17 protein-coding genes are annotated in these 14,195 nt (G+C 51.0%); 10 read left to right on the top strand and 7 right to left on the bottom strand.

Going from position 1 to position 14,195, the window contains the following annotated elements:
* Positions 1 to 25 precede the first annotated feature (25 nt).
* The 8 genes from B4113_RS04845 to B4113_RS04810 all read left to right on the top strand — a co-directional run bounded on the left by B4113_RS04845 (position 26) and on the right by B4113_RS04810 (position 7,037).
* Complete coding sequence (locus B4113_RS04845; RefSeq protein WP_033843238.1) at positions 26 to 238, top strand: uberolysin/carnocyclin family circular bacteriocin; 213 nt, start codon at positions 26 to 28, stop codon at positions 236 to 238.
* A gap of 64 nt (positions 239 to 302) precedes the next feature.
* Positions 303 to 1,922, top strand: coding sequence for a hypothetical protein (locus tag B4113_RS04840; protein ID WP_033843239.1), 1,620 nt, complete (start codon positions 303 to 305; stop codon positions 1,920 to 1,922).
* 13 nt (positions 1,923 to 1,935) lie between these two features.
* Positions 1,936 to 2,448 (top strand): stage II sporulation protein M, encoded by a 513-nt coding sequence (locus tag B4113_RS04835; protein ID WP_033843240.1) that lies wholly within the window; start codon positions 1,936 to 1,938, stop codon positions 2,446 to 2,448.
* Between the two features lie 69 nt (positions 2,449 to 2,517).
* Entirely contained in the window at positions 2,518 to 3,174 is a 657-nt protein-coding gene (locus B4113_RS04830) for an ABC transporter ATP-binding protein (RefSeq protein WP_033843241.1), read from the top strand.
* Positions 3,175 to 3,295: 121 nt separating this feature from the next.
* Positions 3,296 to 4,387: an ABC transporter ATP-binding protein gene (locus B4113_RS04825; protein ID WP_033843242.1), complete on the top strand. Its 1,092-nt coding sequence runs from the start codon at positions 3,296 to 3,298 to the stop codon at positions 4,385 to 4,387.
* A complete protein-coding gene (locus B4113_RS04820; protein ID WP_033843243.1) occupies positions 4,357 to 5,163 on the top strand; it encodes an ABC transporter permease in 807 nt (268 codons plus the stop codon). Before B4113_RS04825 ends, B4113_RS04820 begins: the two co-directional genes overlap by 31 nt.
* Positions 5,160 to 5,963, top strand: a complete 804-nt coding sequence (locus B4113_RS04815; protein WP_033843244.1) for an ABC transporter permease — start codon at positions 5,160 to 5,162, stop codon at positions 5,961 to 5,963. The genes B4113_RS04820 and B4113_RS04815 overlap by 4 nt, the downstream gene beginning before the upstream one ends.
* Before the next feature lie 54 nt (positions 5,964 to 6,017).
* The gene (locus B4113_RS04810; protein ID WP_369802224.1) at positions 6,018 to 7,037 is read left to right on the top strand and encodes an ABC transporter substrate-binding protein; all 1,020 of its coding nucleotides are present in this window, start codon (positions 6,018 to 6,020) and stop codon (positions 7,035 to 7,037) included.
* Positions 7,038 to 7,104: 67 nt separating this feature from the next.
* Here B4113_RS04810 and B4113_RS04805 read toward each other — a convergent pair whose 3' ends face one another.
* A complete protein-coding gene (locus B4113_RS04805) occupies positions 7,105 to 7,557 on the bottom strand; it encodes a DUF1572 family protein (protein WP_051962631.1) in 453 nt (150 codons plus the stop codon).
* A 122-nt stretch (positions 7,558 to 7,679) separates the two neighbouring features.
* The gene (locus tag B4113_RS04800) at positions 7,680 to 8,171 is read right to left on the bottom strand and encodes a YajQ family cyclic di-GMP-binding protein (RefSeq protein WP_033843246.1); all 492 of its coding nucleotides are present in this window, start codon (positions 8,169 to 8,171) and stop codon (positions 7,680 to 7,682) included.
* Positions 8,172 to 8,495: 324 nt separating this feature from the next.
* Here B4113_RS04800 and B4113_RS04790 point away from each other — a divergent pair, with 324 nt between their 5' ends.
* Both B4113_RS04790 and B4113_RS04785 read left to right on the top strand, forming a co-directional pair.
* Positions 8,496 to 9,473, top strand: coding sequence for a BMP family protein (locus B4113_RS04790; RefSeq protein WP_033843248.1), 978 nt, complete (start codon positions 8,496 to 8,498; stop codon positions 9,471 to 9,473).
* Between the two features lie 18 nt (positions 9,474 to 9,491).
* A complete protein-coding gene (locus tag B4113_RS04785) occupies positions 9,492 to 11,174 on the top strand; it encodes a methyl-accepting chemotaxis protein (protein ID WP_051962632.1) in 1,683 nt (560 codons plus the stop codon).
* 36 nt (positions 11,175 to 11,210) lie between these two features.
* Here the strand turns inward: B4113_RS04785 and B4113_RS18535 are convergent, their stop codons facing one another.
* The 5 genes from B4113_RS18535 to B4113_RS04770 form a co-directional block, all read right to left on the bottom strand.
* On the bottom strand, positions 11,211 to 11,342 hold the full coding sequence (locus B4113_RS18535) for a DUF3941 domain-containing protein (RefSeq protein ID WP_008879040.1): 132 nt from the start codon (positions 11,340 to 11,342) through the stop codon (positions 11,211 to 11,213).
* A gap of 264 nt (positions 11,343 to 11,606) precedes the next feature.
* On the bottom strand, positions 11,607 to 12,470 hold the full coding sequence (locus B4113_RS04780; protein WP_033843249.1) for a DegV family protein: 864 nt from the start codon (positions 12,468 to 12,470) through the stop codon (positions 11,607 to 11,609).
* A gap of 174 nt (positions 12,471 to 12,644) precedes the next feature.
* On the bottom strand, positions 12,645 to 12,845 hold the full coding sequence (locus B4113_RS04775) for a DUF3813 domain-containing protein (protein ID WP_031405196.1): 201 nt from the start codon (positions 12,843 to 12,845) through the stop codon (positions 12,645 to 12,647).
* 2 nt (positions 12,846 to 12,847) lie between these two features.
* Entirely contained in the window at positions 12,848 to 13,000 is a 153-nt protein-coding gene (locus B4113_RS20050; protein WP_165570920.1) for a hypothetical protein, read from the bottom strand.
* Positions 13,001 to 13,336: 336 nt separating this feature from the next.
* The gene (locus B4113_RS04770) at positions 13,337 to 14,143 is read right to left on the bottom strand and encodes a Cof-type HAD-IIB family hydrolase (RefSeq protein ID WP_033019201.1); all 807 of its coding nucleotides are present in this window, start codon (positions 14,141 to 14,143) and stop codon (positions 13,337 to 13,339) included.
* Positions 14,144 to 14,195 lie beyond the last annotated feature (52 nt).

Genomic DNA, 14,195 nt, shown 5'->3' with positions numbered 1-14,195 from the left:
TTTGAAATACGAGTAGTTCACGCTTATTGCCAGAACGCTCGGCGTGTCGCAAGCAGTTGCTACAACTGTTGTTTCGATCGTGCTGACCGGCTCCACGCTCGTTTCGATGATTCTTGGAATTACTGCGATTTTGTCAGGCGGAGTCGATGCCATTTTGGAAATTGGCTGGTCAGCGTTTGTAGCAACGGTGAAAAAAATAGTGGCTGAGCGGGAACAAAAAGCGGCTATTGCATGGTAACATGGAAACCGGCAGGGGGAGAAAGGCCCCCTGCCGTTCCTATGAGATGAAAGGGGGAAGAGCCGTGAGACTCGTATGGCTATGGTATCTCCAAAAACAGCGAAGCAGTATCGCCCCTTTACAGCGAAAATCACCGTTTTCCCCGCGGACGACACTGTTGTTGTTGGAAGCGACGAAATGGCTCATTTCGTCGGCGCTCGTTGCAGTGATCTGTTTTCGATCGACAATGATGTTTCGTCCTGTTGTGACGATGTTGATTCTTTTCTTTTTATCGGTCGGTCCTCTAATCGGGGTTTCGCTGGAGTCAAAAGAGGCGTTGGAGCGCCGCTACCATTTTGACTATTTGCGGTTGTCTAGTGTGCGGGATGATCACGTATGGAGGCGGTTGCTAGGCCTTCACTATGCGGTGTCTTTGCTGCGTCTATCGCCGTTGTTTCTCCCTCCCTCTGTCGGCTTGATCGCCAAGTTTGGGGTGGTAGGAGCGGTGTGGGTATGGCTTGGGCAAGCGATGATGCTGCTTCTGTATGTCATATCGCATATGATGCGCGGTTCAACAACTAGAGCGGCGCGTGTATGTTCAGCTTTGTTCTTTCGCATGGCCTCATTGGCGCTCGGGTATGCTGTGCTTGCGGCGATAATGCCGCTGTTGCAATTGTCCCGCCAAGCGGTTCGGATGTATGGGTTGTCGCTTTCTTATCTTGCGCATATGGATGATTACGTTGCTCACTGGCAACAGCAATTTTATCAACGCATGGCCCACTTAGGGGAAGGATGGTCCTTTTCAAGCACTGCTTTATCACTTGTTGGAGCTGGGTTTGTACTGTTGGCTCTGCTTTGTTTTCCTTTTCTTCGTGCCTCTCATTCCAGCAAGGCGATGGATAAGCTGTATTCATGGCAGCTGCGTGCCATTGAGGTATTAGCGGTTCGCGGCACGAACAATGCGATTTTATATAAGGATCTTTGTCTGTTCATGCGCAAAGCAAAGGAGTTGGCCAAGCCGCCTTGGACGCTGTTTCTGCCAGGGGAATTGTTCTTGGTTGCTGGAGCGAATTTGCCGCTGTTGGCGGCCGTTCACAACGGAGCGATCCTTTTGTTTTTGTTTCTGTTCGAAGTATACTTGGTCATGACAGGGACGTTGCGAGCCATGACCGATGCCTTTCCAGACATTTTTCAGTTTGAAAGCGAAATGGAGCGTCTCCTTGTTTTTCGGCTTCTTTCTCCGCCTCCCCTTGGATCGTTAATTGAAGCGAAATGGACGCTGCTTGAGCGATTAGGGAGTTACCCATGCCTAATCGCATGCGGATGGCTGTTTATCGAATATATCGGATTATCGGGAGTGCATCGAGGGGTGTGGGCGGTAATCGGAGCGATACTGATGCTGCCAGCCTATCCGTTTGTTGTGAAACGGATTTTGCGCACCGATTATGAAGTGTTCTGCCTTGTTTTAGCCAGCGGTGAACAAGCGGCATTGACATCTCCGCGTGATTATGCAGGGTATATGTTGATTGCAGCCGGAAATCATTCGTTTCATCGCTTGTTAATTTACATCACCATCTTTTCATCGCTCGTTTCGGCCTTTTTTATGCTCTTGAAAGGTTGGAGTTGGGCGTGGTACAGCGGTTTGTTTGTCGTGATGCTTTACCTTGTATTGTGGCACAGTTCTCGATATGCGCGGCGCATGTGAGGGGGCATTGATGATGATCAAGCGAGCCATTCACACTCATTTCCCGTATTTTCTATTGTCACTAGGGGTGTATGTTGTCTGCTTTGCATTGGGGGCAGGGATTTTTTCGCAAAAACTTGTCATTCATCCGACTTCGATGGCGTTTTGGGCTACTTTCGGGCACAACTTGATGGTTGGGGTCATTTTGATGGTCGGCGGATGGCTGACGTTAGGAATGGCTAATACTCTTTATCTTGGTTATCATGCTGCGATGCTCGGAGTGATCGTGAAAGGAGTCGCCAAAGGCTATGGTTGGCATCCGTTGATGACAGGAGTTTTCCCCCATGCCATTCCGGAAATAATGGGACATCTTTTGTTTTGTACATTAGGATATGAAACATGGCGATTTCTTCACATTGTGAAGCAAAGAGCGAGGGGGGAAAAAACGGAACCGCTCTATATACGCGATATCCTCTTTTTGTTTTTGGTGGCGGTTGTGCTGCTCATTCTCTCCGCCGGCTTGGAGGCAACGGTGTCTCATGGGTGAGAGGTGTAAATGCAAAGCGATTGAATCATAGTGGAAAAAGAATAGAGAAAATAAGGGAGAGAACAAAGGATGGATCCGTTGTTTTCGCTACAAAACTTGACGTATCGCTATGATGGGGGAGCAACGATTTTTCAGCAATTTTCATTTTCCATTTTCCCTGGAGAGAAGGTGCTCCTCACAGGCCCAAACGGAGTGGGGAAAACGACGCTTTTGCATATTATTTCGGGATTGCTCACTAAAGGCGAGCTGCACTATGAAGCTTTTTATAAAGGCCGTCCCATTCAGCTTTCCGACATGCGCGCCCATTTGTCTTATGTGACTTCGGAGACCGTGATGTTTTCGAAGTTGACTGGCTATGAAAATATTGAATGCTTCCGCCTTTTATGGAAGTTGGATCGACAGTACACTCATAAAGCCAAAGAATTGTGCCGCTTGTTGAAGATGGAGGAGATGCTGGCGCTTCCGGTGGACCAGTATTCACTAGGCACAAGGCAAAAGTTGCATGTTGCGATTTCGTTGGCACGTCCAGTGGAATTGTATCTGATGGATGAGCCCTTCAATTCCCTTGATATGGTGAGCCGCGATCGGTTGACCGAATGGATCCAACAGGACCACGAGGCGGCTTATTTGATCGCTTCCCACGTTCATCAAGAGCGATTTCCTGACTCGCGCATCGTATCGCTTACACGCCCAAGCGGCGGATCTGAAACGGAGAAATCATCGTGAAATCTGAACGATCAAAAAGCGTGTTTCCAATCAAGGGATCCGACATTGTTTTCCGTTGCGCTTTCATCCCTGCTGTGTTCTAATTAGGAATGATGGATATGATGAAGATGGGGGGCTGAAAGTGAACGGACAAACAATCATCCGCTTTGACCATGTGACGAAGGAATACGATGGGACAGCGGTATTGGACGACGTCAGTTTCGAGATGGAGCGAGGCAAATTTTATACGCTGCTAGGTCCGTCCGGATGTGGGAAGACGACGATTTTGCGGCTGATCGCCGGGTTTATTGAACCGACGCAAGGGACGATTTATTTTCACGGGAAGCCGATGAATCACGTTCCGCCCAACAAGCGGCAAGTCAATACGGTGTTTCAAGATTACGCCTTGTTTCCGCATTTGGATGTGTTTGAAAATGTCGCTTTTGGTTTGCGGGTGAAAAAAATGAAAGAAGCGGACGTTCGCCAAAAGGTGAAGGAAGCGCTCCGGTTTGTCAACTTGGAAGGGTATGAACGCCGCCGCATTCAGGAAATGTCCGGCGGCCAGCGGCAGCGCGTCGCGATTGCCCGAGCGATCGTGAACGAGCCGGAAGTGCTGCTTCTTGATGAACCGCTCTCGGCGCTCGATTTGAAGCTGCGCACGGAAATGCAGTACGAGCTTCGCGAATTGCAGCGCCGGTTGGGGATCACGTTTATTTTCGTCACGCATGATCAAGAAGAAGCGCTGGCGATGTCCGACTATATTTTTGTCCTCCATAAAGGGAAAATTCAGCAATTTGGGACGCCAAAAGAGATTTACGATGAGCCGGTCAATCGGTTTGTTGCTGATTTCATCGGCGAATCGAACATTTTATCGGGGCGCATGATCGCAGATTTTCTCGTCGAATTTGCCGGCCGACAGTTTGCCTGCGTTGACCGCGGCTTTGTGCCCAACGAATCGGTTGATGTCGTCATTCGCCCGGAAGATTTGGAGCTCGCCGCACCGGAAGACAGCCAAATCGTCATTCGCGTCGATTCGCTTTTGTTCCGCGGCGTTCATTATGAAATTTGCGGCTATGATGAAAACGGCAATGAATGGCTCGTTCATTCAACGAAAAAAGCGGAAGTCGGGGAAACGATCGGGCTTCGCTTTGAACCGGAAGCGATTCATGTCATGCGAGCCGAGCGCAGGAAAGGGGACGAAGGATGGAACGGGCATGGCGAAACTGGTATTTGATCCCCTATGCGGCATGGCTGGTGTTGTTTGTCATTGCGCCGCTCGTCTTTCTCGTGTATGAGTCGTTTTTGGATATCGATGGACAGTGGACGCTGGCCAATTATGAAAAGGTGCTGACGCCCATTTATTTGAAAATGATGGCGTATTCGTTTTGGTACGCGCTGCTGATTACGCTCGCCTCCTTGTTGATCGGCTATCCGACCGCGTATTGGCTGACGAAAACGCGGCATAAGCAGCTATGGCTGCTGTTGCTCATTTTGCCAATGTGGGTGAATTTGTTGCTGAAGGTGTATGCGTTTTTAGGGCTGTTCGGCACATACGGACTGGCCAACGCTTTTTTGCAGGCGATCGGCCTCGGGGCGCGGCAGCTGTTGTTCACCGATTTCAGCTTTGTGTTCGTCTCCGTGTACATTTTTATTCCGTTTATGGTGCTGCCGATTTTTAATGCGCTGGAAGAATTGCCGCCGTCACTCATTGATGCGGCCCGCGATTTGGGCGCGTCCGGGTGGACGACGTTCCGCCGCGTCGTGTTCCCGCTCACCCTCAGTGGGGTGAAGGCCGGCTGCCAGGCGGTGTTTATCCCGGCGTTGTCGCTGTTTATGATTACGCGCCTCATTGCGGGCAATCGCGTCATTACGCTTGGCACGGCCATTGAGCAGCATTTTCTCGTCACCCGAGATTGGGGGATGGGGGCGACGATTGCGGTTGTGCTCATGATCGCGATGGCGGTCATTGTCTTCTTGACAGGAAGCGGAAGGAAAGAGGGAAGTCGATGAAACGCACACATCGGTGGGGGCGCGTCTATTTGCTTTTTGTGTTTGCCATCATGTACACGCCGATTGGGTACTTGATGTATTATTCGTTCAACAGCGGCGGGACGATGCACGATTTTCAATTCTTCACGTTGAAATGGTATGGCGAGGTGCTATTGGATGACCGTTTGTTGATCATTGTGCTCAATACGCTGGTCGTCGCGTTATTGTCGGCGGCGGTGGCCACGATTTTGGGCGTCATCGGGGCATTGGCCATTTACTATGTCAAGCGGCAGCGGATGAAAAATACGCTGCTCGCTCTCAACAATGTGCTGATCGTCAGCCCGGACGTCATCATCGGCGCTTCGTTTTTATTGTTGTTTACGCTGGCTGGCATCAAGCTCGGGTTTGTGTCGGTGCTGTTGTCCCATATCGCCTTTAGCGTGCCGATTGTCGTGCTGATGGTGCTGCCCAAGCTTGAGGAGATGAGCCCGACATGGATCGATGCGGCGCGCGATTTGGGGGCAGGATCGCGGCAAGTGCTGTCGCGGGTGATCCTCCCGTTTTTGACGCCGAGCATCTGGGCCGGGTTTTTTATGGCGCTCACGTATTCGCTCGATGATTTTGCCGTGACGTTTTTTGTGACAGGAAATGGGTTTTCGACGTTGTCGGTCGAAATTTATTCGCGGGCGCGCCAAGGCATTTCCTTATCGATCAACGCGCTGTCAACGCTGTTGTTTTTGTTTACGATGCTGCTGGTCGTCGGCTATTACGTGCTCAGCCAAAAAGGCGGCCGCATGTACGGAATAGGGGGGCGGAAGTAGGTGAAACGTCTCGTTCAAGGGTTTGCCGCTATATTCATCGCCGCGTTCGCCCTGATGTTCATGACCCATCGGCTCAACGAAACGGAAGGGTACGGAGGCGACAAGACGGTCAGCGTGTACAACTGGGGCGATTACATCGATCCGGCGCTGATCCGGAAGTTTGAAAAAGAAACCGGCTGGAAAGTCGTTTATCAAACGTTCGATTCGAACGAGGCGATGATGGCGAAAATCGCTCAAGGCGGCGCGACGTTTGATGTCGCCGTTCCGTCCGATTACGCCATCAGCAAGATGATCGAGGAAAACTTGCTTTTGCCCCTCGACCATAGTAAACTGCCGAACTTGAAATACATTGAACCGCGGTTTCTCGATTTGTCGTTTGACCCGCATAACCGCTATTCGGTGCCGTATTTTTGGGGGACGGTCGGCATCGTCTACAACCGCGGGATGCTGGGTGGCAAAACGATCACCAGCTGGAACGACTTATGGAACCCGGATTTGCGCAATCAAATTTTGCTTGCTGACGGGGCGCGCGAAGTGATGGGAATGGCGTTAAACAGCCTCGGCTATTCGCTCAACGATACAAACAAGCAGCATCTGCAAGAGGCAAAACGAAAGCTCGACCGGCTTATGCCGAATGTAAAGGCCATTGTCGGCGATGAAATCAAACTGCTTCTTGCCAACGAAGAGGCAGCCGTCGGTGTCGTCTGGTCGGGCGATGCGGCGGAAATCATTTCCGAAAACGAAGCGTTGGACTATGTCGTGCCCAAGGAAGGATCCAATTTATGGTTTGACAACATGGTCATTCCGAAAACAGCGAAAAACATCGAAGGCGCGCACGCGTTTATCAATTTTATGCTTGACCCGAAACACGCGGCGCAAAACGCCGAATATGTCGGCTACTCGACGCCGAATCGCGCGGCGCTTCGCTATTTGCCAAAAGACATTGCCAATGACCGGCGCTTTTACCCTGATTTGGATTCGGCAGGGCGCTTGGAAGTGTACGAAAACTTAGGGAAACGTATGCTCGCCTACTATAATGAGTTGTTTTTGCAGTTTAAGATGCAGCAAAAATAAACCATTGCCGGATGAGCGAGGGCGTGTCTGAAAAAACTTGACACGCCCCCGCTTTTTGCTGGGGAGGCTAGCGTTTTCTTTTTCTCGGGATCGTCAACGCTTTCCAGCGCTCGGCGTTCAGCTGTTTCGCGATATAGACGATTTGTCCGATATGATACGAATAATGGTACATTTGTCGCTCAATCGCTTCGATGACAGAATGGGGCTCACCGCGGATCGTGACCGTCCGCAACAAATCCGTTTCTTGCCGTTCGCTGAGCGTCTGAAACAAAGCGGACCACCCCTTTTCCCAGCAGGCCATGACTTCTTCGCGCGTATGAAAATCGTTGATAAACTCATCATCGCGGTTGCGGTTCGGTTTTTCCCCATCCGATGACAAAAAGTCTGTCCAGCGCGACACCATATTTCCGCTCATATGTTTGACAATGATGGCGATGCTATTGGCCTCCTCATGAAAACAATAGAACAGCTGTTCCTCTGAACATTGAGCCATCGCTCGTTCGGCGATCGGTAAGCACAGAAAACGGTGCGGTTCTTATTTCTCCCAAAAGAAAGGATTGGAAGACCCCCATTTTTTCTGAAATCACGCCCTTCGATCATGCTTGTAAAACAAAAAAGCGGATCGAGGATTCCCTCATCCGCTTAACGATAATTCACAAACTGCACCTCAATTGGCAAATCCGCTTCGCGAATGGCGGCGATGACCTTTTGCAAGTCGTCTTTGCTTTTGCCGCTGACGCGGATTTGGTCATCCTGCACTTGGCTTTTCACTTTCAGCCCTGTGTTTTTAATGATCGTGTTGATCTTTTTCGCGTTTTCTTTGTCGATTCCTTGGACAAGCTTGGCGCGCTGGCGCACCGTGCCGCCTGAGGCCGGCTCGATTTTTCCGTATTGGATGTTTTTCGTCGCCACCCCGCGTTTAATGAGCTTGCCGATGAGCACGTCCTTCAGCTGCTCCAGCTTAAACTCATCGTCGGAGATAAGAACGAGCTCGTCTTTCTCGAGCGAAATGTCGCTTTTGCTTCCTTTAAAGTCATAACGCGTTTTGATTTCTTTCATCGCGATGTTGATAGCGTTCGCCACCTCAGCCAAATCGACTTTCGAGACGATATCAAACGAACTTTCCTTCGACATACGAAACCTCCCGGGCGTGTGATGTACTTTCATTATAGAAAAAGGGGGCAGCGAACACAACCATCAGCAAATGGAAGAAGAGAACAATAAGAAGATTTTTGGGGCTCTTCACCAAAAGTTGTACTTGATTTTTTCATCACGTACCTTACTTATGCAACCAAGAAAGAACAGGAAACCAATCATGTTTTGCATACACTTGTTCAGAGAAGTGAACCGTCTGTCAAGTACATGTTGTGGTGATGAGTCATTTTTGGTTAAAACGCTAAAACATCCTCCAATTCCGCCGATATATGTTAATGGACATCATGGGAAGGAGACAGGGAGATGAATCGTTACAGACGACTATGGCATTTCTTGTTGGCACTTGTGGTGTTGTTAGCTGGCTGTTCCGATCATGCCCCAGCTGTGCAGAAAAAAAGAGTAAAAGTCGGTATTATGTTGTCAGACGTCGGACTGGGGGATCAGTCGTTCAGCGATGCCGCGTTTCGCGGTTTGATCAAGGCGCGGGACGAATTAGGTGTTCAGTTTGACTATCGTGAGCTTAGTGAAACAAAGACATATGAGCAAGGGTTGAAAGAATTGGTCGCCGCCGGCAATGACGTGGTCATTGGGCTGGGATTTATGGTGCAAAACGATTTGGAAAACGTCGCGAAACAATACCCAAGACAACGGTTTATTCTGATTGATGCGGAATCGACGCTGCCTAATGTGACATCGATTACCTTTAAAGAGGAAGAAGGAAGTTTTTTGGCTGGAGTGGTAGCGGCGTTGGCAACGAAAACAAATCATGTCGGGTTTATCGGCGGAGCCGATGTGCCGTTAATCCGGAAGTTTGCTGACGGATTTGAGAAAGGGGTGCGGTCTGTCAAGCCGCAAGCAAAGGTGACAACCGTCTATGCAGGTGATTTTGGCAATGCTGATCTTGGCGCACAATGGGCGAAGAAGCTGTTTGCTAAGCAGTGCGATGTCATCTATACGGCGGCTGGGTTTACCGGCATTGGCGCGCTTCGCGAGGCCGAAGCGCGTGGAAAGTATGCGATCGGTGTCGACAGCGATCAATATATTTACGCGGAAAAAGCGGTGATCACCTCGATGGTGAAAAATATTGATGTTGCGCTTTATCAAGTGATCAAGCATTATGTGAAGGAAAAACAATGGCCCGAGGGTACGGTCACGTTAGGATTGGCCAAAGACGGAGTCGGTTTGGCACCGATCCGGGTCATTCCGTGGGATGAACAAAAGCAACGTCTGGTTGACAGTTGGGCGCAAAAAATCATCGACGGACAAATCGCAACAAACTAAAAAGAGAAGGGGAGGACCATGACGATTCGCCAAAAACTATGGCTGCATGCTTTCGTTGCACTCGTGGCCGCCATCGGCATCATCGGTTACATCATTGCCACCATGTTATCGATTCAGGAGAAAAACGAGGATATCGTTCCGGTGCTGCTTTCAGTAAGACAGTTGGAAGCTGATATGAAGGGGGCAAAGCAAAGCTTAAACAGCGCTTCCTACAATATGACGGAAGGGAATAAACAACAGGCGTTGGCGCAGCTTCACATCGTCGATCAACGGTTGGAGAAGCTCAAAACAGCGGTTGAACAACCGCGTTTTCGTTCTTTGGTCGAGAAAGCGGGCACGAAATTTGCCGCTGTGAAACAGGCGGTCGGAACAGCGTTCGCGAAAAAGGATGCGGCAGAGGTGCGGCGCCAAGCCATGCGCATTGAAGGGGCGATCAACGATGTCGTTGTTCTCGGCTGGGAGACGAATGACCATTATCAGGCCGTCCAGCGTGATTTGAAACAACAAATTCAAACGGTCATTGGGACGGCTGTGATCGGCAGCGTCTTGTTGATGCTGATCTCCGGATTGGCGAGCTGGCGTCTTACTCGTTCGATTACGTCTCCGCTCCGACAGTTGGCGGCCAATGCGGGGGAAATTGCGAGCGGAAACTTGATCGTCGCTCGTGTCGATTATCGGGCCAAGGATGAGCTCGGCTCATTAAACGAGGCGTTTGCCGCAATGGTGGAGCAACTAAAGCAATTGCTAGGATCAGTTGGGAAAGCAAGTAAACAAGTCGAACAGTTTGCTCAAGAGATGGAAGCTGAGCAACAAACGCTCACTTCCCTTCATGAACAAGTCACGGTGTCGGTCAATGAACTGTCCACGGGGACGCAAAATATCGCCGAAGAATTACAGCAAGCGGTGGAACAAATCGAAAAAATGGATGAAACGTTTGCCAAAACGGCAGAGAGGACCGAGCAAACGGTCCGTTATGGCAGCGCGGCGTTAGAAGCGGTCGAAAGCGGCCGGGCAGCCATGGATCAGCAAATGCGCCTTATTCACCAAAGCGTGGAAGCAACTCGCTTGATTGAACAGGCGACAAAACAATTGGCTGGATATGCGAGCCACATTCAACAAATGGCAGCCTCAGTCGCTGAGATCGCTGAACAGACGAATTTGTTGGCACTCAACGCGGCGATTGAAGCAGCCCGCGCCGGTGAAGCGGGGAAAGGATTTGCCGTTGTGGCTGATGAGGTGAGAAAGCTAGCCGAACAATCGGCTCAAGCAACGAAGCAAATTTTTGCGACCGTTTCATTGATTGAGCGCGGTGTTGCGTCCGTCACCGATGCAGTGACCAACGGGATGGAGATGGCGCGTGAGCAATCGGAGTCGGCCGAAGTAACAACAAAGGCGTTTGCGAAAATTGATGAGACCGTCACAAGCATTTCCGCTGATCTCCAAGCACTTGCCGATGCGTTTTCCGACTTAAAATGGCGTGAGGAACAAGTGTTCAAAAATGTGGAAAGTATTAGTGCCGTTGTTCAACAATCGGCTGCCGGCAGTGAACAAATCGCCGCATCGATGACTGAACAGCTTGCCGCATTTGAACGGATGAAGGAAAAAGCAACAACGCTCCGCGAGTTGACAGATGAATTGCGTGCGGCGATGAGTCAGTTTCAAGTCAACGAAGAGGAAAAGCACATGGAAAGACAAAGGTAAAAAGGCGGTCGTTTGCCCGCCTTTTTGTCAGTTCGCTTATAGATGATCCGTCTTCTTCGAATACGCGAACTTCCCGGCTTCCCGGTTTTTCTCGCGCATCATGTTTTTTTCATGGCGCTTCGCTTGGTTGTCGCGCGCTTTTTTGTCGTTGTCGCTTGTGTTTGGCATGGACCAGCCCTCCCTGCATTCCGATCGTGTAGGATTAGTATGGGCAAATGCACAGGAACTATAGAGGGAGTTGATGGAAAAATTATGGAAAGGTTTCCCTTGATCACTGGCTCGCTTGCGGATCATGAATAGAGGACTGTCATCGATGAGAAGGGAGAGGCTTTAAGCGATGGGGGGACGCAGGAGGATAGGGCGAGCGTGGGCTGTCGTCAATGAGAAGGGAGAGGCGCCTGTTCTGGACAGGCGCCTCTGTTTCGTTTCGCGTCAGATTTCAATGTATCGATTCAGAAAGAACAGAGCGATCGTCCCCGGTCCGGCGTGGGCGCCGATGGCACTGCCGATGTCGGAGAGGAAAAAGCGCTTGCAGCCGTGCGTTTCTTCGATCATCCGCTTCAGTTCAAGCGCTGTTTCTTCGTCATCGGCATGGCTGATGCCAATCGTTTGTTTTTGAAGATCGTTGCCGCGTTCGCCCATCAACTCGACCATCCGTTTCAACACTTTTTTCCGCCCGCGCAGCTTTTCCAGCGGAACGAGGGCGCCGTCTTCGACATGGAGGAGCGGTTTGATGTTGAGCAAGCCCCCGAAGGCGGCGGCGGTTTTGCTGATGCGGCCGCCGCGCGCCAAATAGTCGAGATTGTCGACGGTGAAGATATGTTCCATATGGCGGCAGTACGCCTCGATCGTTTCGCAAAGCAAGTTGTATGGGGGGTTGTGTTCAGCCAACTCGGCCGCTTTCATGACGGCAAGCCCTTGGCCGAGCGAAGCGCATTTCGAGTCGATGATCGTCAGGCGAAACTCAGGGTATTCGTCAAGCAGTTCGCTGCGGACGGCCATGGCGGTCTGGTATGTACCGGATAATTTCGAGGAAAAGGCGATATACACGCATGGCCGATTTTCTTTGGCGTACGGCAAAAACAGCTCCTTCATCGCCAGCGGGCTCGGTTGGGCCGTTTTCACCGCCTGTCCTTGGCGCATAGCGTCATACACTTGTTTCGGTTCGATCGTCACCCCATCTTCGTAGTCTTGGCCGTTCCAATGGACGACGAGCGGCAAAAAGGCGATATGATGTTCGCGGATGTACGATTGCGGCAAATCCGCGCCGCTGTCGGTGATGATTTGAATGGACATCGTTCGTCCTCCTCTTTTCTCCTTCCGCGTTCCTCGCGGCTCGATCGGCTGAACCGACCGTTTCCGCAGGTGAACAGCGATTCATGTTTCTATGTTCAGTGTAGCCGGTTTCGGTTCGGAATACAACGGAAAATCGGGGACGAGGGAAAAAAAGCTGCGGGAAGCCCGCAGCGGTTATTGGGTGAGCTCATCAAGCTCAGCTTGAAATTGACGCAACTGCGCTTTTTCCGCCGTATTGGAATGCGCGTAAGCTGAAGACAAGGCGTTTTTGGCAATGGCGATGGCGCGGTCGACGCTCATGTCGATTTCGCCGCTGGCCGCTTGCTTCGCTTGGGCGACCGCTTTGCGCGCCTCTTGAAATAGACGATTGCCCATCGCTACACGCCCCCAAGCGACGTTTCCACCGCTTTTTCCGCTTTGCGCGCTTCCGCCTCGGCGTACGTCAAATGGTAAGGGATTCGTTTGTCATGCCGTTCGACTGCATCGACGCTTTGCTGGACGAAACGCTTCGATTTGTTTCGTTTGCCCATGACGGATTCCCCCTTTAAAAAATGAAGACGCACGTTGCGTCACGTATAGTGTAACCGCGAGCGGGGAACAGTAGTTAAGGAAATTCGTTACAAGCGAAAAGCGCCGTTTCAAGCGTCCGGTCTGTTTGGAAAAAGGTCCCCGGGCGACGGTTTGGCCATTGCCCGGGGATGAAAATCACGACCCATCGACACGGCGTTTTTACGGAAACGATCGATGGCAAGGGATGTGCCCTCCAAAATCACCGCTTGCCAACGCGATTTTCACGGAACGGTAGTTAGGAAATGGGACCAACCGCTGTCCCCAACGCCGGATGAATGCGACGACAGGGCGGAGAGCTATAGGTCCAAGATGTCTTGCAAATACACGCCGATGCCGTCTTCTTCATTCGTTTTCGTCACATCATCGGCGATCGTTTTCAGCGGTTCGATGGCGTTGCCCATGGCGACGCCCAATCCGGCCCACTCAATCATCTCCAAATCGTTGTCTTCGTCGCCAAAGGCGATCACTCGCTCCCGAGGGATGCCGAAGTGATCGGCGACTTGTTGTAAGCCGGCCGCTTTATGCACCCCATGGCGGATGATTTCAATCACATGCCATGGCTCATTCCAACGCCGATGGTGCAATACGTTGGCATATACGTCGGACAGATATGATTGAATTTGTTCGACATGACTACTCTCTGTATACACGAGCACGCTCGTCGGGTCTTTGCTGAGCGAGCGGCGCAAATCGCCGATTTTCACCGTCGGGTTGCCGAGGCGGACGATGTCGAGCAACACTTCGTCATGTTCGTGAAAATAGACGTCATCCATCACTTCCGCCAAAATGTTTTTGATTCGATACGTTTCCCCAAGTTCGACGATGTCTTTCACAACAGGCAGGGGCAGCGGAACATGGCGGATTCCCCATGACGGTTGGCGCGGGTGGTGGACAAACGCGCCGTTGAAATTGATGATCGGTGTCGTGAGGTTCAGTTCCTCGTAATACATGCGACTGGCCCGGTACGGCCGACCGGTGGCAATGACGACAACATGGCCGGCGTCAATGGCGCGGCGGATGACCTCTTTGGTCAGCGGGGAAATCGTCTTATCCTCTCTCAACAATGTGCCATCCAAATCCAGAGCAATTAAATATGGCTTCATGTCTGACTCCTTTGCTTTTGGTTTTCTCATTACCTAGTGTAACTCTTTTCCA

This window comes from Geobacillus sp. B4113_201601, from assembly GCF_001587475.1.
GTDB classification, from domain to species: Bacteria; Bacillota; Bacilli; order Bacillales; family Anoxybacillaceae; genus Geobacillus; species Geobacillus icigianus.
Note: the sequence above shows the minus strand (reverse complement) of the source record. Positions and strands in the feature narration are given on the sequence as shown.